We start from the raw sequence: 23,748 nt of genomic DNA on the forward strand, positions 1-23,748 counted from the left end.
AAATACTATTATTTCACTGAGTAGCAAATTCTATTAACGTTTTATAAACAAGGTGTGTGGGAAGTCCCATCACGGTGTTGTATGACCCTTCAATTTTTGTGACACCAACAGCTCCAATCCATTCCTGAATTCCATAGCCGCCGGCTTTATCAAATGGTTGATAGTTTTGAATATAAAATTTAATTTCTGCGTCACTAAGTTTTTTAAAATACACTTTGGTTAGGTCACTCATTACAAGTTGGGTTTTGGATGTTGTAAAACAAACAGAAGTAATCACATCGTGGTGTGTGCCTGAAAGAGAACGGAGCATATCAGTGGCCTCATTTTCATCTTTAGGTTTGCCAAGGCAAATTCCCTCTCTGAGAACGATGGTGTCACCGGTTATCAGGATGTCATTCTTTTTGAGCTCATTGAAAACTGATGCTTTTAATACTGCGAGATATTCAGCAATTTCTTTTTCTTTTAAATGCTCCGGAAACACTTCTTCAACCGGTTTAACCTGAGTTGTAAATGGAATGTCCAATTCTTTGAAAAACTGTTGTCGCCGCGGTGAACCCGAAGCGAGTATGATGTTGTATTTTGAAAGTTGTGACTTTAACATACAGACTATTTAAACATTCCCTCCATTCCGGGAATATTGGGCATGCCATCTTTGGCTACTGCAGCGATTTCGGCTTCGTGAACAGATGTCGCTTTAGCAATTGCTTTGTTGAGAGTCAGCACAAGGTAGTCTTCCAGTTGTTCTTTATCGTTTAAAAGACGTTCGTCTATTTGAATGTTTTTTATTTTGCGATTGGCAGTCAGGGTCACCTGAAGCAGACCATCATTGCTTTTTTCGTCTACCAATACCGTGTCTAAACGTTTTTTGGTTTCTTCAACTTTCTTTTGGGTATCTTTCAATTTACCCATCATTCCCATTAGGTCTCCAAACATAATTTATATTTTTTTAAAAAGTAAAGCACAAAATTATTAAATTCGCTTGTTACTAACTAACTAAAAACTCATGAAATTTTACTCTTCCCTTTGTTTGTTATGTGTTATTTTTGCCACCTCGTGTAAAAAAGAAAAACCGCAAGACGAACAAATGAATCCTACTCCCCCAACCGCTCAAAAAATTGAAAAGCATCTAGAAATCCACGGAGACGTTAGAATTGACGATTACTACTGGATGAATGACAGAGAAAACCCTGAAGTAATCGATTACCTGGAGCGCGAAAATGATTATTACGAAAAAATGACCGCGCACACCAAAGATTTTCAAAATGATCTTTTTGAAGAAATGAAGGCAAGGATTAAAGAAGATGACTCCTCTGTGCCTTATCTTTACAATGGTTATTATTACATTACACGCTATGAAACGGGAAAAGACTATCCTATATTCACACGTAAAAAAGGTTCGTTGGATGCCGAAGAAGAAATTATGTTTGACGGAAATGAAATGGCTAAAGGTCATTCATATTTTCATTTGGCCGGCATCAATGTAAGTCCTGATAATAAACTGGCAGCTTTTGCCATAGACACAGTTAGTAGAAGAAATTATACCATTCAGATTAAAAATCTGGAAACCGGTGAGATTTACCCACAAAAAATAGAACTCACTACAGGAGGTTCCACCTGGGCAAATGATAATGAAACACTTTTCTATACCCGAAAAGACCCACAGACCTTACGTTCTGATAAAATTTATAGACATACGTTTGGGTCCAATCCGGAAAAAGATGTCCTTGTCTTTCACGAAGAAGACGAAACCTTCAGAAGTTTTGTATATAAAACAAAATCAGATCGCTTTATAGTGATTGGCTCAGCCAGCACACTCACCACCGAATATCGCACGGTAAATGCCAATACCCCCACTGCAGAATTTGAAATATTTAGCCCTCGGGATCGAGGTGTAGAATACAACATTGCTCATTTTGAGGATCACTTTTATATTTTAACCAATAAGGACGATGCCAGTAACTTTAAATTGATGAAAACGGCTGTTTCGGCAACAGGTTCTGATAACTGGGAAGAAGTAATTCCTCACAGATCAGATGTATTGCTGGAAGACTTTGAAATCTTTAAAGATTATTTGGTAGTAAGTGAGCGAAATAACGGCTTGAACAAAATTCACATTCAACGCTGGGATGGTAGTGATGCTTATTATTTGCCTTTCGACAACGAAACTTATACTGCATATACCACTCAAAACCTCGAGTTTAACACAAATATCCTGCGGTATGGCTACAATGGACTGACGCAACCCGCTGCAGTAATTGATTTTAATATGGAAACCAAAGAGGAAACCATTATGAAAGAGCAGGAAGTATTGGGAGGCGAGTTTAATAAAGATAATTATGAGTCTGAACGTATTTGGGCAACTGCAGCCGATGGTACTAAGATACCGGTATCCATAGTTTATAGAAAAGGAATCCAAAAAGACGGTAGTAATCCATTATTGCAATACGGCTATGGCTCTTATGGCTCAACGATTGACCCTTATTTTTCAACCACTCGATTGAGTTTGCTTGACAGAGGTTTTATTTTTGCCATTGCACATATAAGGGGTGGAGAATATTTGGGAAGACAATGGTATGAAGACGGAAAACTATTAAAGAAGAAAAATACATTCACCGATTTTATTGATGTTTCAAAACATCTTATTGAAGAAGGCTATACCTCCTCAGAGCACTTATATGCTATGGGAGGATCAGCAGGAGGTTTGCTCGTGGGTGCTGTTATGAATATGGCTCCTGAACTATATAATGGAGTGGTTGCTGCGGTTCCTTTTGTGGACGTTGTAACCACTATGCTAGACGATTCTATACCTTTAACCACCGGGGAATATGACGAATGGGGGAACCCCAATGAAGAAGAATCATATTTATATATGAAATCCTATTCACCGTATGACAATGTGGAAGCGAAAGCTTATCCCAATACATTGGTGACCACAGGGCTTCACGATTCACAAGTGCAATACTGGGAGCCGGCAAAATGGGTTGCCAAATTAAGAGAGATGAAAACAGACAGTAATATTCTCTTGTTTAAAACCAATATGGATGCTGGACATGGGGGTGCTTCAGGCAGGTTTGAAGCACTTAAGGAAGTCGCTATGGACTATGCGTTTTTATTGGACCTGGAGGGAATTTCAGAGTAATTCAAAAAAAAAACTTAAATTTGCAGAGTTTTGCAATAGTAATGGGGTTCTTTTTAAAATTTATTAGCCCCATTTGTTTCTTAATCAAACACTGATTTATGAAAGCACAAAATGTGCATTTAATAAAAAAAAGCCATTGTCTGTATGCATTTTTTATGCATAATCAGTGGCTTTATAATTTTTAATAGATGAAACAAGAGATAAAAGCCTACAGTAGTGTTTTAGAGCTTATCGGCAATACACCGTTGATTCGTTTAAACAACATTACAAAACCTCTGAAGGGAGAGTTTCTTGCAAAAGTTGAAGCTTTCAATCCCGGACACTCCACAAAAGACAGAATTGCACTTTATATTATTGAAGAAGCTGAAAGAAAAGGTATTTTAAAGCCCGGAGATACTATTATTGAGACTACCAGTGGTAATACCGGTTTCAGTATAGCTATGGTAAGTGTAATTAAGGGCTATGAGTGTATTTTGGCAGTAAGTTCAAAGTCTTCCAAAGACAAAATTGACATGTTAAAATCCATGGGAGCAAAAGTGTATGTGTGTCCCGCAAATGTTTCAGCAGACGATTCCCGTTCTTATTATCAGGTAGCAAAACGTTTACACGAAGAGATTAAAGGTTCGGTTTATATCAATCAATACTTTAACGAACTCAATATTGATGCGCATTTCAAAACCACCGGTCCAGAAATCTGGGAACAAACCGGAGGACAAATTACACACCTGATTGCTTGTAGCGGTACCGGAGGAACCATTTCTGGAGCAGCAAGGTTTTTAAAAACCAAAAATGCTGACATCAAAATTATTGGTATTGATGCTTATGGCTCTGTACTTCAAAAATATCACGAAACCAGAGAGTTTGATGCTGAAGAAATTTATCCATACCGCATTGAAGGTCTTGGGAAAAACCTGATTCCAACAGCTACTGATTTTGATGTAATTGATAAGTTTGTAAAGGTTACTGACGAATCAAGTGCCCATACTGCCCGAGAACTTGCCAGATCAGAAGGTTTGTTTGTAGGTTACACCAGTGGTGCGGCTATGCAGGGTGTTAAACAACTTGCTGAAGACGGAGAGTTTGATGAAAACAGTAAAGTTGTAATCATTTTTCCTGATCACGGCTCACGCTATATGAGTAAAGTGTTCAGTGACGACTGGATGAATGAACAAGGGTTTTTTGACAGTCAGAATATTGAGGCCAAGGAAACAATTGAATATATCAAATAAGCTAAAAACAATTTTTTTAATTGAAAACCATCACGTAAATTGTGATGGTTTTTTTATTTCCAATCAATGAATGGTTTGACTAAAAATTGTAAAGCCAATTAATTTAATTATTTTTGCGCTATAAATTCACTACCACTATATGAGAGATTTATTCGATAAAATCTACAAAGACAAAGGGCCTTTAGGAAAATGGGCTGAACAAGCAGAAGGCTATTTTGTATTCCCAAAACTAGAAGGGCCTATTTCAAACAAAATGAAGTTTAAAGGTGAAGAAGTCATTACCTGGAGTATCAATGATTACCTCGGTCTTGCTAACCACCCCGAAATTAGAAAAGTAGATGCTGAAGCCGCTGCAAAGTGGGGTTCGGCCTATCCTATGGGTGCCCGGATGATGAGTGGCCATACAGATTTACACGAAAAACTACAAAATGAACTGGCTGCTTTTGTTAAAAAAGAAGCCGCTTACCTCTTGAACTTTGGTTATCAGGGCATGGTGTCAACCATTGATGCCCTTGTCTCAAAAGATGATGTCATTGTATATGACGTAGATGCCCACGCTTGTATTATTGACGGTGTACGTCTTCATTTAGGACAGCGCTTTACTTACAAGCACAACGATATGGAAAGCATCGAAAAAAACCTGCAACGTGCAACCAAAGTTGCTGAGAAAACAGGCGGAGGAATCCTTTTGATTTCTGAAGGGGTTTTTGGGATGCGTGGTGAACAAGGTAAACTGAGAGAAATAGTAGCTTTAAAAGAAAAATATAACTTTCGTTTTTTTGTTGATGATGCACATGGTTTTGGAACACTTGGTAAAACCGGTGCCGGAGCAGGTGAGGAGCAGGGTGTGCAGGACGGTATAGATGTTTATTTTGCCACGTTTGCCAAGTCGATGGCAAGTACAGGAGCCTTTATTGCTGCCGATGAAGAAATTATTAACTATTTGAAATACAACCTACGTTCACAAATGTTTGCAAAATCTTTGCAAATGGTGTTGGTTGAAGGAGCGTTGAAACGACTGGATATGTTACGTACAATGCCCGAGTTAAAACAAAAACTATGGGATAATGTCAATGCATTGCAAGGAGGATTACGAAAAAGAGGGTTTGACATCGGAACCACGCAAAGCTGTGTGACTCCGGTATATTTACAAGGAAGTATTCCTGAAGCAATGGCGCTTGTGAAAGATTTACGAGAAAACTATAAAATATTCTGTTCAATAGTAGTATATCCTGTCATTCCAAAAGGATTAATACTATTACGCATGATACCAACTGCTTCTCATACAATGGAAGATATCCAGGAAACTCTTGATGCCTTTTCAGCGATTAGAGATCGATTACAAAACGGAACCTATAAACGGCTTTCTGCAGCAGTGAATGAGGCGATGAAGGAATAAAAACTTAATTTTTATAAGTTAAAAGAAAGATCAGAGTAAAAAATACTCTGATTTTTTTTTGGCCCTTAAAAATTAGTACCTTTAAGATTCAACATTTGGTTCTATCATATATGAAACTATTTTCAGCAAAACAATTAAAAGAAGCTGATCAAGCCACAGAGAAAAATGAAGGGATTACCTCCATTGATTTAATGGAGCGAGCCGCCGGTCAGGCTTTTGAGTGGATAGATGCACAGTTGAAAGGTCAGCAAGTACCCATTTATATCTTTTGTGGAATTGGTAACAATGGGGGTGACGGACTCGCGCTGGGTCGATTGTTGCTCAATAAAAAATATGACGTACATAGTTTTGTGGTCAATTACAGCGAGAATCGTTCAAAATGTTTTTTAATCAATTATGACCGTTATAAAAATACATCTAAAGAGTGGCCAAAACTGTTAAAGTCTGTAGATGATTTCCCCGATATACCTGCCAATGCTCTTGTTGTGGACGCTATATTTGGTATTGGCTTGAACAGACCCCTTGATCAATGGGTAAAACAATTGGTCATTCATATCAATCAATCAAAGACATTCACCATAGCCATCGATGTTCCCAGCGGAATGTTTGTTGATAGCGCGACTCCAGATTTGGAGGCGGTAATTGAAGCCTCAGTAACTTTGACTTTTCAGGCGCCAAAACTTCCGTTTTTTTTGCCAGAAACTGCCCGTTTTTCAAACAGTATTCAAGTACTGAACATTGGTTTGGACGGAAACTATTTGGCAGAAACACCCACAAAAGCCAAACTTATTACCAAACCGGATGTTCAGAAAATGTATCAGCCCCGTGATAAATTTTCGCATAAAGGCACGTTTGGTCACGCACTTATTGTTGGTGGCAGCTATGGTAAAATGGGAGCTGTTACTCTGGCTGTTAAAGCGTGTTTAAGGGCAGGAGCAGGTAAAACAACAACCTATATTCCAGAAAGTGGATATACAATTCTACAAACTGCAGTGCCTGAAGCGATGGTGATTGCAGCGCAAGAAAGTAAACATTTAGTTGATTTTTCTGTTTCAAACGAATATGAAGCCATTGCCATTGGAGTAGGTTTAGGGACTGATGTGAAAACAATGAAGGGGTTTAAAAAGTTTTTAGAAACAAACAAAACTCAATTAGTTTTGGATGCTGACGCCCTCAACCTTTTAGCTCAAGACAAAGAACTACTTAAATTACTTCCCAAAAACTGCGTGTTAACGCCACACCCGGGTGAGTTGGAACGACTAGTGGGGAAATGGAAAAACGATTTTGACAAGCTTAAAAAAACAGTATCACTTTCAAAATCTATTGATGGAGTTGTGGTTATAAAAGGAGCCTACACTATCACGGTATATCATGATCAATATTACATCAATTCGACAGGAAACCCTGGAATGGCCACAGCAGGCAGTGGAGATGTACTTACTGGGATAATTACCGGATTGATTGTGCAAGGCTACGATGTTTTAACTGCAGCAGTTTTTGGGGTTTATTTGCACGGAAGTACCGGAGACCTTGCAGCACAGCAAACAGGCTATAATTCATTGATAGCAGGTGATCTTATTGACTTTTTGGGTGATGGCTTTATCCATCTATTTCGTTCTGACAACGTACCACAAGAAACAGCTGGTAACAACCGGAAAAATTCTAATTGATTTAGTATCTTATTGAAAATTTAATCCGGTAGGGTTAAAAAAAATGTTATCGATTGAATTGATTCTTCTTGGTTTTATTAATTATCTTGGTTAATCTATTTGATATCACGGGTACTTATTGTGATGTTTTTATATTTATAACTTCTCTTTTAAGTAGCCGCCTGTAAATGAATGAGTGTTTTTAGCCACAACTTCAGGGGTGCCTGAAGTAATTAATTCGCCTCCTTTTTCTCCACCATTGGGACCTAAATCAATTACATAATCTGCACACTTAATCAGATCGATATTGTGCTCAACTACAATTACTGAGTGACCTTTTTCAATGAGCGCATCAAAAGATTTGAGCAATTTTTTAATATCGTGAAAATGGAGTCCCGTTGTGGGTTCGTCAAAAATGAAAAGGACCTTATCCTTGGTTTCACCTTTCACTAGAAATGAGGCCAGCTTGATGCGTTGTGCTTCACCACCTGAGAGGGTCGAGGAACTTTGACCTAATTGCACATAGCCCAGACCAACGTCCTGTAAAGGTTTTAATTTGGAATATACTTTCTTTTCATCGTGCAGTTGAAAGAAACTGATGGCCTCATCGATGGTCATCGTTAAAATGTCGTCAATATTTTTTCCCTTAAACTGAACTTCGAGCACCTCTTTTTTAAATCGTTTGCCATTGCAAGCTTCACATTCTAAATGCACATCGGCCATAAACTGCATTTCGATTGTCACTTCGCCTTCTCCTTTACATACTTCACAGCGACCTCCATCCACATTAAAGGAAAAGTGTTTTGGTTGAAAGTTGCGAATCTTGGATAATTTTTGTGAGGAAAAAAGGCTTCGAATATCATCATAGGCTTTGATATAGGTCACCGGATTGGAGCGACTGGAGCGGCCAATGGGGTTTTGATCGATAAACTCTACATGTTTTAGACTTCCAAAATCACCATCCATTGAGCTGTATTGACCGGGTTTATCACCCACGCCTGTTAAATGGCGTTGCAAAGCCGGATACAGTATTTTTTTAACGAGGGTGCTTTTACCACTCCCTGAAACACCACTTACTGCTACAAAAGATGCTAAAGGAAAACTAACATCAATGTTTTTAAGGTTGTGATGTCGGGCACCTTTTATGTTGATTTGGTATTTAGAAGTTCTTCGTTTTTTTGGAATTTCAATCGTTAAGGTGTGATTGAGGTATTTTGCAGTTAAGGAGTTGCTTTTAAGAATCTTGTTATAGTTTCCGGTTGCTACCACTTCACCGCCAAAAGTTCCGGCTTCAGGACCAATGTCAATGATTTCATCGGCGGCTTTCATGATGTCTTCATCGTGCTCTACGACGATCACTGTATTGCCCAGATCACGAAGTGATTTCAACACACCAATGAGTTGTTCAGTATCTTTAGGGTGTAAGCCAATGCTGGGTTCATCAAGTATGTACATAGACCCTACAAGACTACTGCCTAGAGAGGTTGCAAGGTTGATGCGCTGCGATTCACCTCCTGAAAGAGTGTTGGACTTTCTGTTGAGTGTGAGGTATGAAAGTCCCACGTTATTTAAAAACTGCAGGCGGTTGTTGATTTCTGTTAAAAGCCGTTTCGCCACTTGTGCATCATGTTCATCCAGTTGGATTAAACTAAAAAACTCCTGAAGCTTTTCGATAGAGATTTCCACCAAATCAGTGATGGATTTGTCGTTGACTTTAACATAGGATACTTCCGGTCTCAGACGCTTGCCTTTGCAATTGGAGCATTTTGTTTTGCCGCGGTAACGCGAAAGCATCACTCTGTTTTGAATTTTATAGCTTTTTTCTTCCAGAAATTTAAAAAATGAGTGCAGTCCTTCAAAATATTTGTTTCCGTCCCACACAAGCTGTTTTTCTTCATCTGTGAGTTCAAACCAGGGGCGATGGATGGGGAAATCAAATTTGTAGGCATTATTGACCAACTGGTCTCTGTACCAACTCATACTTTCTCCACGCCAGGGATACACAGCATTTTCATACACAGAGAGTGCGGTATTTGGAATCACCAATTCTTCATCGATACCAATTACATCACCATAGCCTTCACAAACAGGGCAGGCGCCATAAGGGTTGTTGAAGCTAAAAAGGTGTGCGTTGGGTTCCAAAAAGGCCATTCCATCAAGTTCAAACCTGTTGTTAAATTCTTTGATATTATTATTTTCAAGATGTTCTATGAACAAGGTGCCTTTACCCTCAAAAAAGGCAATTTCAACAGCATCTGCAAGCCTGTTGTAAAAGTCTTCTTCATTCTTTGTTATGATACGGTCAATAACAATAAAAACCTTTTTCTTTGTGGTTTTGAAATCAATATCATCAATCCGAATGACTTCTTTTCCAACTTTAATCCTTGCGTAGCCTTGTTGTGCCAAAGCTTTAATTTTGTTTTCAAGAGTTCGGCCTTCTTCCAAAATTACAGGCGCCAGCAAGTGTAACTTTTGGTCTTCCTCGAGGGATTTGATGTAGTTAAGTACATCAGTTACTGTATCTTTTTTAACCTGATTTCCAGATATTGGAGAGTAGGTTTTTCCAATTCGGGCAAACAATAGTTTCAAATAATCGTAAATTTCAGTAGAGGTACCCACAGTTGAGCGTGGGTTTGTGGTATTTACCTTTTGCTCGATCGCAATGGCAGGGGCAATTCCTTTTATTGAATCGACTTTAGGTTTGTTGAGTCGGCCTAAAAACTGCCTTGCATATGAAGAGAGGCTTTCTACATAGCGCCGTTGACCTTCTGCATAAAGGGTGTCAAAGGCGAGGCTTGATTTACCTGAACCGGAGAGTCCTGTAATGACAACCAATTTATTTCTGGGTATGACAACATCTATATTTTTAAGATTGTGGAGTTTTGCTCCTTTAATAATAATGTTGTGTTTGGGATTTACATCTTCTATCTTCAAGGTAATTGCAGTTTTTTGCTTACAAAGATACATTTTTAAAGCCTGTTTTTAAATCTAAAAGAAGAAATATGCTTTATAATTATCTATTGTAAATATCACAAAATCAGATAAATATATGGTGTTCGGATAAAAATAAAATGTTAAAAAAATTAACTTAATTTGGATAAGAAAAATAATTGTTGTTATATTTACGTCAAGATAACAAACTAAATAAACCATTGCCTATTGCATACCATTACTTTTTAAAATAACCATTTCAGAGATTCCTTATGGAATTTCGCCTTTTTAAAACTGTAATGATATGAAAACTACTTCATCTGATGCGTTTTTGGTAAACGCATATATAAATGGCAATGAAAAAGCCCTTGGAGAACTTATTGAAAGACATAAACAACGTGTTTATAGTTTTATATACTCTAAAGTGACTGATAGAGATGTTACTGAAGATATTTTTCAGGATACATTCATCAAAGTTATCAAAACCCTAAAAAGAGGAGCATACAATGAAGAAGGTAAATTCTTACCTTGGGTAATGCGCATTTCTCACAATTTAGTCATCGATCATTTCCGAAAAAACAACCGAATGCCAAAATTTGAAAATAATGGCGACTTCAATATTTTTTCTGTATTGAGTGATGATGATTTGAATGCAGAGAAAAAGATTATTAAAGGACAGGTTGAAGATGATTTAAGACGACTGATTCAGGAGCTTCCAGATGACCAAAAAGAGGTGCTGATAATGCGTTTGTATAAGGATATGAGTTTTAAAGAAATTTCAGAGCAAACAGGGGTTAGTATTAATACCGCTCTGGGAAGAATGCGTTATGCACTGATTAATTTACGTAAAGTAATTGATAAGCATAATATTGTTTTGGTAAATTGATACAATAAAATCTTTTTTGGCTCGTTAGATTTTAGACACTAACAACAAAATGGATTTTTTATGGAAAAAACTTACTCAAAAACCTCACCTGATATGGTGAGTAATTTAACCCCAAAAGATGAAACCATCAGGTTTCTTCTTGATTATTCGCAGGCTTTAAGTGTTATAGATTGTTATAAATGGAAGTTTGAAGCACTTCTAAACTAAACTTTGGAAAAGTCCCGTAGCTAACGGGACTTTTTTTTGTAATACTCTTTAATCACTGATTTTCTTCCAATTGTTCTAGTGATGATGTCTTTTTCTAGGTCCCAGCCTCTAGCTGGTGAATATTGCCTTCCATACCATATTATCTGAAGGTGCAGTTTGTTCCATAAATCTTTTGGAAACAAACGCTTGGCGTCTTTTTCAGTTTGAACCACATTTTTACCATTTGAAAATCCCCAGCGATACATCAACCTGTGAATGTGAGTATCCACCGGAAATGCTGGAATGTTAAATGCTTGGGCCATCACCACACTCGCTGTTTTATGCCCAACAGCTGGCAATTCTTCGAGTGATTCAAAGTCAGCAGGAACCCGACCGTTATGTTTGTCAATTAAAATATGTGAGAGGTGGTAAATTCCTTTTGCTTTCATAGGAGACAGTCCAACAGGTTTAATAATTTCTCTGATTTCTTCTTCAGAGAGTTTAATCATGTCATAGGGGTTGTCAGCAACTTCAAAAAGTATGGGTGTTATTTGATTGACTCTCACGTCTGTACTTTGAGCAGAAAGCAAAACAGCAATCAAAAGGGTATATGGGTCTTTATGATCAAGCGGGATGGGGATTTCGGTATAGAGTTCATTTAACGTTTCAATAACAAAATTTACCTTTTCTTGCTTATTCATTTTATGTATATTTAAGAATGTAAATTTAAAAGAAACCTTTGTTCAAACAAGTTTAAAGGCATTGGTTTTTCAAATACTAACATTAAAATTGCTATGAAATGAAGACACTACAAAAAGGGGATGTGGTTCCCAATTTTAAAGCCACTGATCAAGATGGAAATACTATTTCACTTAATGATTATAAAGGAAAAAAGTTGGTTGTATTTTTCTACCCCAAGGCCAGCACTCCGGGCTGTACTGCAGAGGCTTGTGATTTAAGAGATCATTATCAAGAATTGCAAAACAAAGGGTATGAACTTTTAGGAGTAAGTGCAGACAGTGAAAAACGGCAAAAGAACTTCAAAGAAAAATATGACTTTCCTTTTCCTTTATTGGCTGATGAAGAGAAAAGTGTCATTGATACTTTTGGTGTTTGGGGCCCCAAAAAATTTATGGGGAAAGAATATGATGGCATTCACAGAATGACATTCATTATTAATGAAAAGGGCAAAGTAGATCGGGTAATTGATAAAGTCAAAACCAAAGAACACGCAGCTCAAATTTTAGAAAGTTAAAAAAAGCCTCATTAATTTGAGGCTTTTTCTGTAATGCGATAGCTAAATAGGTGTTTATCCTTAATAATATTTGCTACACCATTAGGTAAGGTAGATTCCCAACCTTCTTCATTGTTTGCGATTTTTTGCAAGACTTCCCTTGAAAAGATTTGTAATATTTTAGGGTTATAATCTGTAATGTCAACCACTTTTCCATTGTATTTAAAAAACTTATNCTTATAATATTCCTGGAAGTTTGAAATGAGCACAGTATGACCAAGGTTACAGAGTAATCTTGCACGATCCATAAAATCTTCTTCATCTATTTCTCCTTCAGCTCTAAGGTTTGAAAGTGTAATTTCAAAAATTGGAATGGTATTATCTTTTTCTACTTTATTTTCATTGATGAACATTTCATAAGAACGTTCAAACATATCGATGTTTACTTTAGTTACTGGTCTAAAACTTCCTCTTAAAGTGAGTATGTTTTTTTTGTATAAAATAGCTGCGGGTAGTATGTTGTTTCCATCTGGACCAAACATAACCGCTTCGGTCATCCCGTTTTTAATAAGTTGTAAACTCATCAATCGGTTGTCAACGGTTTCAAATTGTGGCCCGGAAAAGTTTATCATATCAATTTCGATTTGATCTTTATCGATATGATCATATAAGTAACGTAAGAGTTTTCTGGGTTGATCATATTTATAGAAAGCGCCGTAAATCAAATTCACTCCTAATACACCCAATGTGAGTTGCTGCAGTTTGGCATCATTTTCTTTAAAACGAATATGAAGGATTATTTCATTATAGTCTTCATTAGGGTCTACCTGAAAACGAATACCAACCCAGCCATGGCCTTTAAATTTTTTTGCAAAATCGATAGTTGCAACTGTATTGGCATAAGCAAAAAATATTTTATTGGGATGTTTTTCTCTTGAAATGCGTTCTTCCATTAGCTTCATTTCGTGTTTCAGCATCCTTTTTAAACGAGGTTCTGTCACATAACGGCCATCTTCTTCAATGCCATAAATGGAATCACTAAAGTCTTTATCATAGGCAGACATTGCTTTTGCTATAGTTCCGGAAGCGCCGCCGGCTCTGAAGAAATTTCTAACTGTTTCCTGCCCGGCACCTATTTCAGCAAAGGTTCCATATATATTTTCGTTAAGATTTATTCTTAAAGTTTTATCTTTAATGGAGGGAATATGTTCAAATTCTTTGTCTCCTTTTAATGTCTCCGGCATAGCTAAAAAAATGAAAAATTATATACTACAAAGGTAGTAAATAGCTTATAAATACAAGTGTTAAACAAAAAAATATATTTAATTTTGTGGCTATGTCAAAACCACTTACCGTAACTTTTTTAGGTACCGGAACATCCCAAGGAATTCCTGTGATTGGAAGTGAACATCCAGTATGTAAAAGTGAAGACCCAAAAGATAAACGCTTGCGAGTATCGGTATTGATATCGTGGGGTCAATTTAATTATGTTATCGATACCGGCCCTGACTTTAGAGCTCAAATGTTAGAAGCAAAGTGTACAAAGCTTGATGGAATTTTATTCACTCACGAGCATAATGATCACATAGCCGGTTTGGATGATATTAGACCCTACTTTTTTAGACAGGGAGATATTAGGGCATTTGCACACAAGCGAGTGTTTGATTCTTTAAAAAATCGCTTTGATTATATTTTTGTCACAGAAAACAAATATCCAGGAGCACCCACTTTAAAGGAAATTGAAATTGATAAATCAACACCCTTTAAAATTTCTGATAAACTTGTGATTCCAATAGAGGTAATGCATAACCGTATGCCTGTTCTTGGATTTCGTATTGAAGACTTTACTTATATTACTGATGCTAAAACAATTACAAAAGAAGAGCTTGCAAAAATAAAAGGAACAAAAGTTTTAGTATTAAATGCATTGAGGCAGGAAGCCCATTATTCTCATTTTAACCTGGAAGAAGCACTTGACTTAATTAAAACCATTGCTCCAGATCGAGCTTATTTAACACATATAAGCCATTTAATGGGTTTTCACGAAGAAGTTCAGAAATCCTTGCCTAAAAATGTTTTTCTCGCTTATGACGGACTTCAAATAACAATTTAACTATTGAAAATGAAAAACAAGATTATTTTATACTTATTTATCTTTTCTGTCCTGATGTTACTTTATATGTACATGAATCAGAAACGAATTTATGAAGACCAGGAATCAAAAATAGAATATTTAACTGAAAAATCAGTAGCCTTGGAAAGCAAACTGGATTCTATAAAAAATGTAAATTTTGATTTAAATTATTTTACTCTTTTAGGGAATGATAACGCTATGACCTACTTTGAAAATTTCGGACTGGAAGCCGGCTTTATGGAAGAGTTGGTAACTCAGCATTTGTATGCTCAGAATGAGGGAAGCGATGATAATCCGCTTGTGCCTTATGTTGGAACTGAAGGGGTTATGAAAATCAATAAAGTGAGGTTTTTAAACCATCGATGGATTATTGTCGATTTTACCGATGGCAGAAACTGGGGTGAATTAATCCTAGAATATAATTTAGATGAAAATCAAGACCTTACCTTAAAAACAATTGCTTCATTGATGTATCCGCCAGGATAACTATACATAATAAATTTATTCATAAACGATTTTTCAACCATTTTTTAAACTCAAAAAAGTTTTGTGGTGCCACACCGTGACCCACCGGGAATTCGCTGTAAGTATTTGATATTTTATGAGCATCTAAAAAAGGTTTTACTTTACGTGCCCATTCTACAGGGATAACCTGATCTGCACTTCCGTGTGAACAGTAAAAATCAAGGTTTGTAAAGTCTTTATCAATGATATTTTCAGGTAAAAGATCTTCATTGATATAGCCGCTGAGTGCAATGATGTTTTTTAACTTCTCAGGATAATTGAGTGCCACAGCATAACTTAAAATAGTGCCCTGACTAAAGCCCAGTAAGGTTACATTCGCGGGGTCAACATCATACGTTTCAACTGCCTCGTCAATAAAATTAGCAATAAGATCCCTAGATTTTGAAGCTTGTTCTGTATCACTAAATTTTCCTGAAGTAGTATCCCAATGTATGGTATACCAGGCGTTTCCAAATGGTTCCATCTTAAATGGTGCCCTTGCAGAAATAATAAATAATTCCTCCGGCAATTCTGAGGCAAAAGAAAATAAATCATTCTCATCACTGCCATAGCCGTGCAACATAATAAGCAAGGGTGCTTTTTTATCAGATTTTTTTGAAGGTCTTGTAAGATGGTATAGAGATAGGTTTTGTGTAGTCATACAATTCAATAAAAATACCGCCTATTTTTTTCCGGTATATAATTTAATTCTTTAAAAACTTTACTTGATTCCTTTGAACCATTCTTGAAAATTTTCTCCTATTATAGGGACTAGTTTTCTTTCACCCTGAATAGCCCCAACAAAGCCAATTATCCATAAAACAAGAATCAAAACACTTAAAATCGTTCCAAACACTCCTAAGTTAACATACATTGAAAGAACAGAAACTAATATTGAAAGTAAAATGAGTCCCAACATTTGCCGAATGTGAAAAGAAGCGTAGTCATTTTTTTTATTAGAATTCATTAAAATTGCAACTACCCAACCAATAAGTGTGATGTAAGCTATTATTCCGATTGTTTTTCCATCAGTATCTGTTGTATTTTCCATAATTTTTAATTGTTTGAATTTAAAATTAATGAATTAATCTAAAAAGGTAAACCACTTTTGAAAGTTTTCACTTAAATAAGGAATTACCGGACGTTTTCCTTGAAAAGCATATACAAATGAAATTATCCACAAAACAAAAGAAATTAACCAGATAATATCCCCCAATATTATATTAATGTATTGATGAGAAACTTGCGAAATAAAAAGCATAACGACCAATCCAAACATAACCTTGATATGATAAGTGACATAGTCTGAGCGTAAATCTTTATTGAAAAAATAAGCTACAATCATGCCAATAAACGTGATATAATTTATAATGGCATAGTTTTTTTCCTTAGATGAAAGTGCTTCCATATTAAATCTAATTTAATATTAATTTCTTGTTGGCGTAAATACCCACTGCTTTTCCTTTAAGATATTGTCCTAGCAGGGCTGAATTTTTTGAACTTGAAACAATATCCTTTTCTTGAAAAACCCAATCTTCTTGAGGGTTAAAAAGACTGATGTTTGCTTTTTCTCCTTCAGAAATCGGTGTGTTTTCGATTCCAAAAATTGGTTTTAAGCCAGTTAAAAACTGAATACTATCCTCAATGGAAAAGATTGTATTTAAAGCTCCAAAACAACTTTCTAGTCCAATACTACCGAAAAGGGCATTATCAAACTCTACCTTTTTGTGCTCAATGTCAATAGGGTTGTGGTCTGAAGTTATTCCGTCAATAATCCCTTCTTTGAGTGCGTTGATGAGTGCAGATTTATCAATATCAGTTCTCAGTGGTGGTTTGAGTTTTAAATTGGTGTTGAAGTGAATCAATGCATTATCATTGAGCATGAGATTGTTGATAGATACACTACAACTCACGTTGAGTCCTTTTTCTTTTGCAGCTTTGATGAGCTCGACACTCTTTTTTGTTGAAACAGTAGGGATGTGTAATTTACCACCTGCATATTCCAGCAAAAACAGGTTTCTATTGATATGTAGTTCTTCAGCTAAAGCCGGAATGCCTTTAAGTCCTAATTTAGTGCTGCTTACTTCCTCATTTACCACGCCATTGTTAGACAATTGATTTTCGTTACAGTAAGCGATGACGAGTCCATCAAAACTTTGAGTGTATTGAAGGGCAATTTTAAGCAGATTAGGATTTTTGACCGGATTTTGATAATCGTAAAATGCAATGGCTCCGGCATTTTTCATATCATAAAGTTCAGCCAGGTCTTCGCCATTGCCCTGGTGTGTAAGTGCCCCAATAGGGTATAAAGAAACCGGATGATTGGTTGCTTTTGAAGTGATGTATAAAATATCAGATTTACTATCGGTGACCGGGTTTGTATTTGCGTTTACAGCCACTGCAGTAAAACCACTTTTTGCTGCAGTTTTCAATCCGTTTTCGATGGTTTCTCTTTCTTCAAAACCGGGCTCTCCAAAGCTCACACTGCTGTCAAACCATCCTTGTGAGATGTGCAATCCTTTTATTTTTAGTTCTTTTCTGGAGTCTGGGTTTTTAATGTTTGGTGCAATTTTTTCAAAAACTCCATTTGTGATAAGAACATCACGTTTTTTGAGGTGATGTTTACTGGTTTTATCTACTATTGTAACTGATTTTAGAAGGATGTTCATTTTAAAACTTTTAGAAGAATCAATTCAACAATAAAAAAGAACAAAGCAAAAATAACAAACCATTTCCAATATTCACTGATATTATCACTGGCAGCTAATTTTTCAAAAGCGGCTTCAATTGAATTTGATGTTGCTGTGTTTGTCCAGTTTTCGGCATTCATATAATTTAATTTACTTTCTTCTCGGGAGTAATTATAACTAACATTTTGCAATAAACTGTCTTTGTCAAAAACCCCATAAATACCCGCTATTTCTGGTTGGTCTGTAGTGGTAATTAAAACTTTATTTGACGTGTTTTGCTGTAGGGGAATGAAATTGGTTGTTTTATTTTTAATATTGAGAATATGGTCTTGAGGCAGTGAGGCAGCAACGGCAAATTCATTGAATTTACCTATGCTATAATATAAATTAGGCAATGGCAAGCTTTGTTTTGCAATGCGATAAAATGTGGGAACCACTAATGGTGAATTTGTGAAATTTGAATTTTCAGATTGTAATGAGGCCGTAAACAAGAAGGTGTTTACCTTTTGCATTAAAAAATCATTGTTATCTTCAAAAGTAAGCACCGGAGTATGTCTTTGCAAAATGGAAATGCTGTTTTCGACTTGTGGATATTGAAAGTTTGTCACACTATTTTCAAACACATTTTGATAAATTGGATGTGAAAAGTGGATAGTGGTTATTTGTTTTTTATTTGTTATATCAGTATTAATTGCACCAATATTCAAGGAGTTTAGAAATTGGTTGTAAGAAGATTTATCAATTTCTAAAGCTGGAATAATCACTAATGTACCTCCATTTTCAGAGAAAGAAAGCAAGGCATTTTGCAGCGGTGGATTCAATTCACTCAAACCATTTAAAATAATAGTGTTTTGCTCTTGAATGGCATTGAAATCAAGTGAATTAATATTTTGAGATTGAAAGTCAAACTCGTCTGAAGTATAAATTTTATTTAAAAAAGCGTCATTTTCCTGATTAATTGAAAGAACTTTGATGTTGTTCTTTTTGTTGATGTTGAAAAAAAGTTGGTTGTCAAATAAAACCGACTGGTCTGTAATGTCAATTCTTCCGTTAAAATTGATGTCTTCTATTTCAAATGTAGCCGTTTCTGACTGATTTTTTTTGAGCTCAACTGAGGTTCGTGCAATTAGTTCTTCATTTTCAAAAAGAGCAATCGGTACATTTTCGACCGGTTCTCCAAAATTTGACAAAGAAACTGTAAGTTCAAGAGTTGTCGAGTTGATTGCAGAAACATACACGCTGTCAACGGAAAGGTTGTTAGTGTTTGAAGGGGTTAGCTGAACTGTTGTAATATTTATGTTTTCGGGATTATTTTCAGGGAAGTTTTGTTGTCCCTGAAAATCAGAAATCCAAATCAGGTTTTTTTGAGAGTTTTGGTTGTTTGAAAAAAGTGATTGTGCTTTTAATAGTGCTTCACTATAAGACAATGTATTTGGACTGTAGTCGATTTCTAAAATAGTACTTTTTAACTCTTCACTTTTTGATTTTATGCTACTGTTATTGTTACTAAACCAACTTATTTCATCTGGTAGGTTTTGGTTTTTATACAATTGTTGGGCAACCATTTTAAGCAATTCACCCTGTGAACCTTTAGCTTGTAAACTTAGTGAGTTATCAATATAGAGAACGGTTTCGGTTTCAGATTTGAAATTTTCTTTGGTTGTAAAATAAGGTTGTGCAAATGCTAAAATGATACAGGCTAGTGCTAACAGCCGTGAAAATAAAACTAGCCATTTCTTGATTTTGGAACTTTTTCTTGTTTGAATAGATACTGCTTTTAAAAACTTCAGATTTGTAAATGGTGTTTTTCTGAATTTTCTAAGTTGGAAAAGATGAACAATGATAGGAATTACAAGTAATAAGAGGGCATAAAGTAATTCAGGATTTTTAAATTGCATTCCAGACAAAAGATTTTTATGAGCCGTTGAGCGTTTTCAAAGATAAAAATTGAGGCTGAATTATTCGCTTTAAAAGTTGATTTTATTTTCTTGGAATTTTATTGTCATCAAAAGCACTAGGCAATAGCTGAGGAATAAATTTAATTAACAAAGGCAGCAGCAAAGAACCTCCCGGCAACAAAAATATAGTTAAAGAAGGGATGGATTTAAAAATATCAAAAAGTTGCTCTTTTATAAGTGTTTTTTCTTTAGGAGAAAGGTCTTTTACTGTTGACTTACCAAGCAACCTAATGAGTTCTTTACTTTGTGAAAGTTCTTTAATCAACCTGTTTTTATTTCTTAAAATCAATAGTTTTACCAACTTTGAAGATTGGTTATAAAATTGTTTCGCAGGATGTGTGTATTGAAATAAATTGATGGAAGCGGTGTGTTTAATAACAAAAGTTTTGAGCATTTCAAAACTTAAAATTGCATAGTTTTGATGAAGTTTTAGTTTTAAACAGAGCTGCTTCATAAATACCATTTCAGTTGGCTCCATTTTTTGATCATTCCAGACTGCCAGTGTGCAGAGGTCAAGAAGATACATTTTCTCTAAAGGATCTTTCAATAATTTAAAATCAATTTTTTGAATTGAAAAATCTGAACCTGAAAAATATGTTTGATGCAGCGTTGATGCTTCAAACATTTCTAATAGAAGATGATCATATTTTGTTTTTTGGGATTTTGTTTGTAAAGCCAAAAAACAACTTTGAAGTAATACTGCCTCCAGGTTTTCAGCATAGTATTTTGGAGTAAATTTACTATCTGATAAAAAAATTTTATAAGCGAGAATATCAAGAAAGAGCAGAGCGTTTGTTACAATTTGTTCAAAAGGAGCTTTGTCGACACTTTTAGTTTTCTCAATTCGTTTTTTTAGAACAAATTCAAGTTTTTTTGATTCACTTAACTTAAATTTCATTGAAGGAATCAAACTACTTTTCTTTTCACTTAACTTTTCATAAAATAGAATGAGGTGGGCGATGCAGCTTTGATAATTCGAATTTTTGTGATGTGAAAAATATAAGTACATCAATGACTGCAGAGTGTTGACTTTTGCAACCTCTTCTTCGGTTAATTTTAAATTAGAGTTATCTAACGCAACGAGGGTTTCAATAGAAAAGCCATATATAAAGCCGTTTTTACGTAAGCTATTATAAAAAGCTTCTTCATTTTCAAAAGAAAAAGCAACCTTACCCTTTTCTAAAATAAAAATATATTTGTCTATCCAACCGGAAGCGGAGGGGTTCATAAACTATTTTATCAAATTGTTTTGCAAATTTACAGCTAAAGTTTATGAATTAGTCACCAAATATTGTCTATTTTTGGACGTTGTTAATTTAAGAATGTTTGAAATTAAACAATCAGACACAGATAATCACAAAAAATTAATTTTATGAAGAATAAATATTTGGTTTCTATTGCGGCAATTGTTTTGCTCATTGCAGGAACCCCTTTTTTAATTTCAGGTGATCATATTGATGCTCCTTCGGTTACCGGAACCACTTCAGATATCAGCAGCTTTTATGCATTTGAGGGGGAGAATAGCAATAATTTGGTTTTAATTGCCAATTTACAAGGCTTTTTACCTTCTGGAGTTCCAACACAGAATGCTGAATTTGATGAAGATGTTTTGGTAGAATTTAATATTGATACCACTGGTGACTTAGTTGAAGACCTAGTAATTCAATCTATAAAAAGAGGTGACACGATGTACTTTTTTGGACCAACAGTTCCTTCTTCTACTGGTTTGGAAAGTGAGATTGCAACATTTGCAACTATAAACAAAGTAGCCATTTCTGAAGGAACAACAGATGCTGAGGCGATAGTTTCTGAAAACAATAATATGAAATTTTTTGCCGGACCCAGAGATGATCCTTTCTTTTTTGATTTAAACAGGTATACTGCTATTCTCAATGGTGAAGTGTCAGATTTCAATGAAGAGGGAGAAGACGCTTACGCTGAAAAAAATGTGCTTTCCATTGCAATTGAAATACCTAAATCAATGTTAGGAGCAGCATCTGTTGGAACAAATCCATTTGAGCCAACTACGCCTGTATATTCAATTTGGGTTGAATCAAAAAGAAAACAATAAAAGAAATTATAAAATGAAAAAAGTAATATATATAAGCTTTCTATTTTTAGCTACAATTGTTTTTGTTCAATGTAGTGAAGATGACAATAATAACATAATTGACCCTGAAGCCACTTGTGAAGATGGCATTCAAAATGGAGATGAAGAAGGCATTGACTGTGGAGGGTCAAACTGTTTGCCTTGTGAGCAAGGCCCTGATGGAGTTGATTTCTCAGGAACATTTGTTCAAGAAGACCAAGTGGGAAGACCTGCGATTTCTACAGTTTTTGTCACAGAAGGGCTTCGAGATGACTTTAATACAACTATACCTTCAGAGATGTCGTCGCTTTTTACTGATGATATGTTAATGAATTTAGAATCCTTGAATCCGGATTTTGATGATAATGGTGGAAATGTTTTAGCACAAGATGCAGCGGGTTTTATTTCTATGCTTTCAAAAGATGTACTATGGGTTGCCCAAAATGGTACAGCTACTTTCTTTAACGGTACTACAACCTTTACAGGTAGAAAGCTTGGAGATGATGTGATGGATTTTCATTTGTTGCTAATTTTTGGAGGGCCTAATATTGAAGCTCCCCTGAATGATGGAAGTGGAGAACAGCCTCTGTTGATAAGTGATGGGGTTTCACAAAATGATAAGGAATTTTTACAAAGCTTTCCATATCTGGCAGCTCCATTTTAGCATTTAGAACAATCATTTTATTTAAACGGCTTGATTGATTTTAAGCAGTTTTTTGTTTATAAAACCGACGGTCATCTTTTTCCGTATGTATAAATAGTTAGTTAATAGTAAGGTGATGAAGCCTTACTTGATTCCAAGTAAGAGCCGGTTTTGTAGGCTGGTTTTTTCAGAGTTTTTTTGTTAGTGGAAACGCCTGTAATTTAATTACAGGCGTTTTATTTTACAGCAAATAAATTTAAATGCTAAAAAAAATGTTAATTAAGATTTTAAATTACACCAATAGTGTATAGTTGTTCGAGGGTTGGAGTTTCGCTACCACCTGTTGGCTCAAGAGTAATGCCAAATCCTTCACTTATAGGTATGTCTTCAAGTAGAAAGACTTTGTTTTCATCTTTCGTGAAATTATCCAATAAACCAATACTGGTTGGTGTGAGCGGGTCCATTTTCAATGACCAAACCTGATAAACCATTCCTTCAGGTGGTTCAGGCAAACCGCGGGCATCCAGATGAACAGTGTTTGAGTTTTCATTATAGAACACTTTTGCATACGCATTTGGTGCAACAGGAGCGTTCCCGGGCAGATTTACAATTTTTATATCTCTATCTCTTAGTATATTAAGCAATGATTCAGTATCAGCCAGGCGTTCCTCTTTAGATACAATTTCTTCAAGGAGGTTTTGATTTTCATTTTGAACTTCTACAAGTTCATTTTTTATGGCATTGTTTTGATTGAATAACCAAAATATTCCAACAATTAAAACAATTGATGCAGCCCAACCGAGGATAGCTGACCAATTTGTTGAATGTTTTGAGCCAATCGTTCTTATTTTGGTTTTAAAGAGTTTGTTTTCAATCTTCTTCCAAGTATGTTCAGAAACAGGAGGAGAGGTGTTTTCTGCTAACTTTTTGAGTGTAGCTTCAATTTTTTCAACTTCCTGTTTAACTTCAGGGTATTTACGCATAGCGGCATGTATACTTTTGTTTTGTTCGGGCGTTAAAGCTCCATAAACAAAAAGTTCTAAATCACCGGATTCTATGTATTCTTTTGCAGTCATA

The 23,748-nt window shown here is 35.6% G+C and carries 23 protein-coding genes; 11 read left to right on the top strand and 12 right to left on the bottom strand.

Annotated features, from left to right (window positions below):
* Positions 1–13: 13 nt before the first annotated feature.
* Complete coding sequence (locus IEV69_RS11040; RefSeq protein ID WP_188442436.1) at positions 14–601, bottom strand: Maf family nucleotide pyrophosphatase; 588 nt, start codon at positions 599–601, stop codon at positions 14–16.
* Positions 602–606: 5 nt separating this feature from the next.
* Positions 607–933, bottom strand: a complete 327-nt coding sequence (locus IEV69_RS11045; protein ID WP_188442438.1) for a YbaB/EbfC family nucleoid-associated protein — start codon at positions 931–933, stop codon at positions 607–609.
* A 70-nt stretch (positions 934–1,003) separates the two neighbouring features.
* Here IEV69_RS11045 and IEV69_RS11050 point away from each other — a divergent pair, with 70 nt between their 5' ends.
* The 4 genes from IEV69_RS11050 to IEV69_RS11065 all read left to right on the top strand — a co-directional run bounded on the left by IEV69_RS11050 (position 1,004) and on the right by IEV69_RS11065 (position 7,437).
* Positions 1,004–3,139, top strand: coding sequence for a S9 family peptidase (locus IEV69_RS11050; RefSeq protein WP_188442440.1), 2,136 nt, complete (start codon positions 1,004–1,006; stop codon positions 3,137–3,139).
* Positions 3,140–3,327: 188 nt separating this feature from the next.
* Positions 3,328–4,368: a cysteate synthase gene (gene capA, locus IEV69_RS11055; RefSeq protein WP_188442443.1), complete on the top strand. Its 1,041-nt coding sequence runs from the start codon at positions 3,328–3,330 to the stop codon at positions 4,366–4,368.
* Between the two features lie 139 nt (positions 4,369–4,507).
* Entirely contained in the window at positions 4,508–5,767 is a 1,260-nt protein-coding gene (gene capB, locus IEV69_RS11060; protein ID WP_188442445.1) for a cysteate-C-fatty acyltransferase, read from the top strand.
* Positions 5,768–5,877: 110 nt separating this feature from the next.
* Positions 5,878–7,437: an NAD(P)H-hydrate dehydratase gene (locus IEV69_RS11065; RefSeq protein ID WP_188442446.1), complete on the top strand. Its 1,560-nt coding sequence runs from the start codon at positions 5,878–5,880 to the stop codon at positions 7,435–7,437.
* A 135-nt stretch (positions 7,438–7,572) separates the two neighbouring features.
* Here the strand turns inward: IEV69_RS11065 and uvrA are convergent, their stop codons facing one another.
* Complete coding sequence (gene uvrA / locus IEV69_RS11070; protein WP_373283671.1) at positions 7,573–10,350, bottom strand: excinuclease ABC subunit UvrA; 2,778 nt, start codon at positions 10,348–10,350, stop codon at positions 7,573–7,575.
* A gap of 301 nt (positions 10,351–10,651) precedes the next feature.
* Between uvrA and IEV69_RS11075 the strand changes: the two genes are divergently transcribed.
* Complete coding sequence (locus IEV69_RS11075) at positions 10,652–11,233, top strand: RNA polymerase sigma factor (RefSeq protein WP_188442450.1); 582 nt, start codon at positions 10,652–10,654, stop codon at positions 11,231–11,233.
* Between the two features lie 60 nt (positions 11,234–11,293).
* A complete protein-coding gene (locus IEV69_RS11080) occupies positions 11,294–11,440 on the top strand; it encodes a hypothetical protein (RefSeq protein WP_188442452.1) in 147 nt (48 codons plus the stop codon).
* 20 nt (positions 11,441–11,460) lie between these two features.
* Here IEV69_RS11080 and IEV69_RS11085 read toward each other — a convergent pair whose 3' ends face one another.
* The gene (locus IEV69_RS11085; protein ID WP_188442454.1) at positions 11,461–12,120 is read right to left on the bottom strand and encodes an endonuclease III domain-containing protein; all 660 of its coding nucleotides are present in this window, start codon (positions 12,118–12,120) and stop codon (positions 11,461–11,463) included.
* Between the two features lie 98 nt (positions 12,121–12,218).
* On the opposite strand from IEV69_RS11085, the gene bcp reads away from it, so the two are divergent.
* On the top strand, positions 12,219–12,674 hold the full coding sequence (gene bcp / locus IEV69_RS11090) for a thioredoxin-dependent thiol peroxidase (RefSeq protein ID WP_188442455.1): 456 nt from the start codon (positions 12,219–12,221) through the stop codon (positions 12,672–12,674).
* Positions 12,675–12,685: 11 nt separating this feature from the next.
* Here the strand turns inward: bcp and IEV69_RS11095 are convergent, their stop codons facing one another.
* Entirely contained in the window at positions 12,686–13,897 is a 1,212-nt protein-coding gene (locus IEV69_RS11095; protein WP_188442457.1) for a TonB-dependent receptor, read from the bottom strand.
* A gap of 92 nt (positions 13,898–13,989) precedes the next feature.
* Here IEV69_RS11095 and IEV69_RS11100 point away from each other — a divergent pair, with 92 nt between their 5' ends.
* Both IEV69_RS11100 and IEV69_RS11105 read left to right on the top strand, forming a co-directional pair.
* The gene (locus IEV69_RS11100) at positions 13,990–14,766 is read left to right on the top strand and encodes an MBL fold metallo-hydrolase (protein ID WP_188442459.1); all 777 of its coding nucleotides are present in this window, start codon (positions 13,990–13,992) and stop codon (positions 14,764–14,766) included.
* Between the two features lie 9 nt (positions 14,767–14,775).
* Positions 14,776–15,273 carry a hypothetical protein gene (locus IEV69_RS11105; protein ID WP_188442460.1) on the top strand — a complete coding sequence of 166 codons (498 nt, stop codon included), beginning with the start codon at positions 14,776–14,778 and terminating at the stop codon, positions 15,271–15,273.
* Positions 15,274–15,292: 19 nt separating this feature from the next.
* On the opposite strand, the gene IEV69_RS11110 is transcribed toward IEV69_RS11105, so the two are convergent.
* The 6 genes from IEV69_RS11110 to IEV69_RS11135 all read right to left on the bottom strand — a co-directional run bounded on the left by IEV69_RS11110 (position 15,293) and on the right by IEV69_RS11135 (position 21,167).
* Positions 15,293–15,952: an alpha/beta hydrolase gene (locus IEV69_RS11110; RefSeq protein WP_188442461.1), complete on the bottom strand. Its 660-nt coding sequence runs from the start codon at positions 15,950–15,952 to the stop codon at positions 15,293–15,295.
* Positions 15,953–16,012: 60 nt separating this feature from the next.
* On the bottom strand, positions 16,013–16,342 hold the full coding sequence (locus IEV69_RS11115) for a DUF4870 domain-containing protein (protein ID WP_188442462.1): 330 nt from the start codon (positions 16,340–16,342) through the stop codon (positions 16,013–16,015).
* A gap of 33 nt (positions 16,343–16,375) precedes the next feature.
* Positions 16,376–16,699 (bottom strand): hypothetical protein, encoded by a 324-nt coding sequence (locus tag IEV69_RS11120; protein ID WP_188442463.1) that lies wholly within the window; start codon positions 16,697–16,699, stop codon positions 16,376–16,378.
* Positions 16,700–16,706: 7 nt separating this feature from the next.
* The gene (locus IEV69_RS11125; protein WP_188442464.1) at positions 16,707–17,960 is read right to left on the bottom strand and encodes a dihydroorotase; all 1,254 of its coding nucleotides are present in this window, start codon (positions 17,958–17,960) and stop codon (positions 16,707–16,709) included.
* A complete protein-coding gene (locus IEV69_RS11130; RefSeq protein ID WP_188442466.1) occupies positions 17,957–19,879 on the bottom strand; it encodes a BatA domain-containing protein in 1,923 nt (640 codons plus the stop codon). Before IEV69_RS11130 ends, IEV69_RS11125 begins: the two co-directional genes overlap by 4 nt.
* Before the next feature lie 82 nt (positions 19,880–19,961).
* A complete protein-coding gene (locus IEV69_RS11135; RefSeq protein ID WP_188442468.1) occupies positions 19,962–21,167 on the bottom strand; it encodes an LETM1-related biofilm-associated protein in 1,206 nt (401 codons plus the stop codon).
* A gap of 144 nt (positions 21,168–21,311) precedes the next feature.
* On the opposite strand from IEV69_RS11135, the gene IEV69_RS11140 reads away from it, so the two are divergent.
* Together IEV69_RS11140 and IEV69_RS11145 are read left to right on the top strand one after the other, a co-directional pair.
* Complete coding sequence (locus IEV69_RS11140) at positions 21,312–22,010, top strand: DUF4331 family protein (RefSeq protein ID WP_188442470.1); 699 nt, start codon at positions 21,312–21,314, stop codon at positions 22,008–22,010.
* Between the two features lie 13 nt (positions 22,011–22,023).
* Positions 22,024–22,692: a DUF4331 family protein gene (locus tag IEV69_RS11145; RefSeq protein ID WP_188442472.1), complete on the top strand. Its 669-nt coding sequence runs from the start codon at positions 22,024–22,026 to the stop codon at positions 22,690–22,692.
* A gap of 266 nt (positions 22,693–22,958) precedes the next feature.
* On the opposite strand, the gene IEV69_RS11150 is transcribed toward IEV69_RS11145, so the two are convergent.
* Positions 22,959–23,747: an anti-sigma factor gene (locus tag IEV69_RS11150; RefSeq protein ID WP_188442474.1), complete on the bottom strand. Its 789-nt coding sequence runs from the start codon at positions 23,745–23,747 to the stop codon at positions 22,959–22,961.
* Between the last annotated feature and the right edge of the window lies 1 nt (position 23,748).

Source organism: Planktosalinus lacus, assembly GCF_014640155.1.
GTDB lineage: Bacteria > Bacteroidota > Bacteroidia > Flavobacteriales > Flavobacteriaceae > Planktosalinus > Planktosalinus lacus.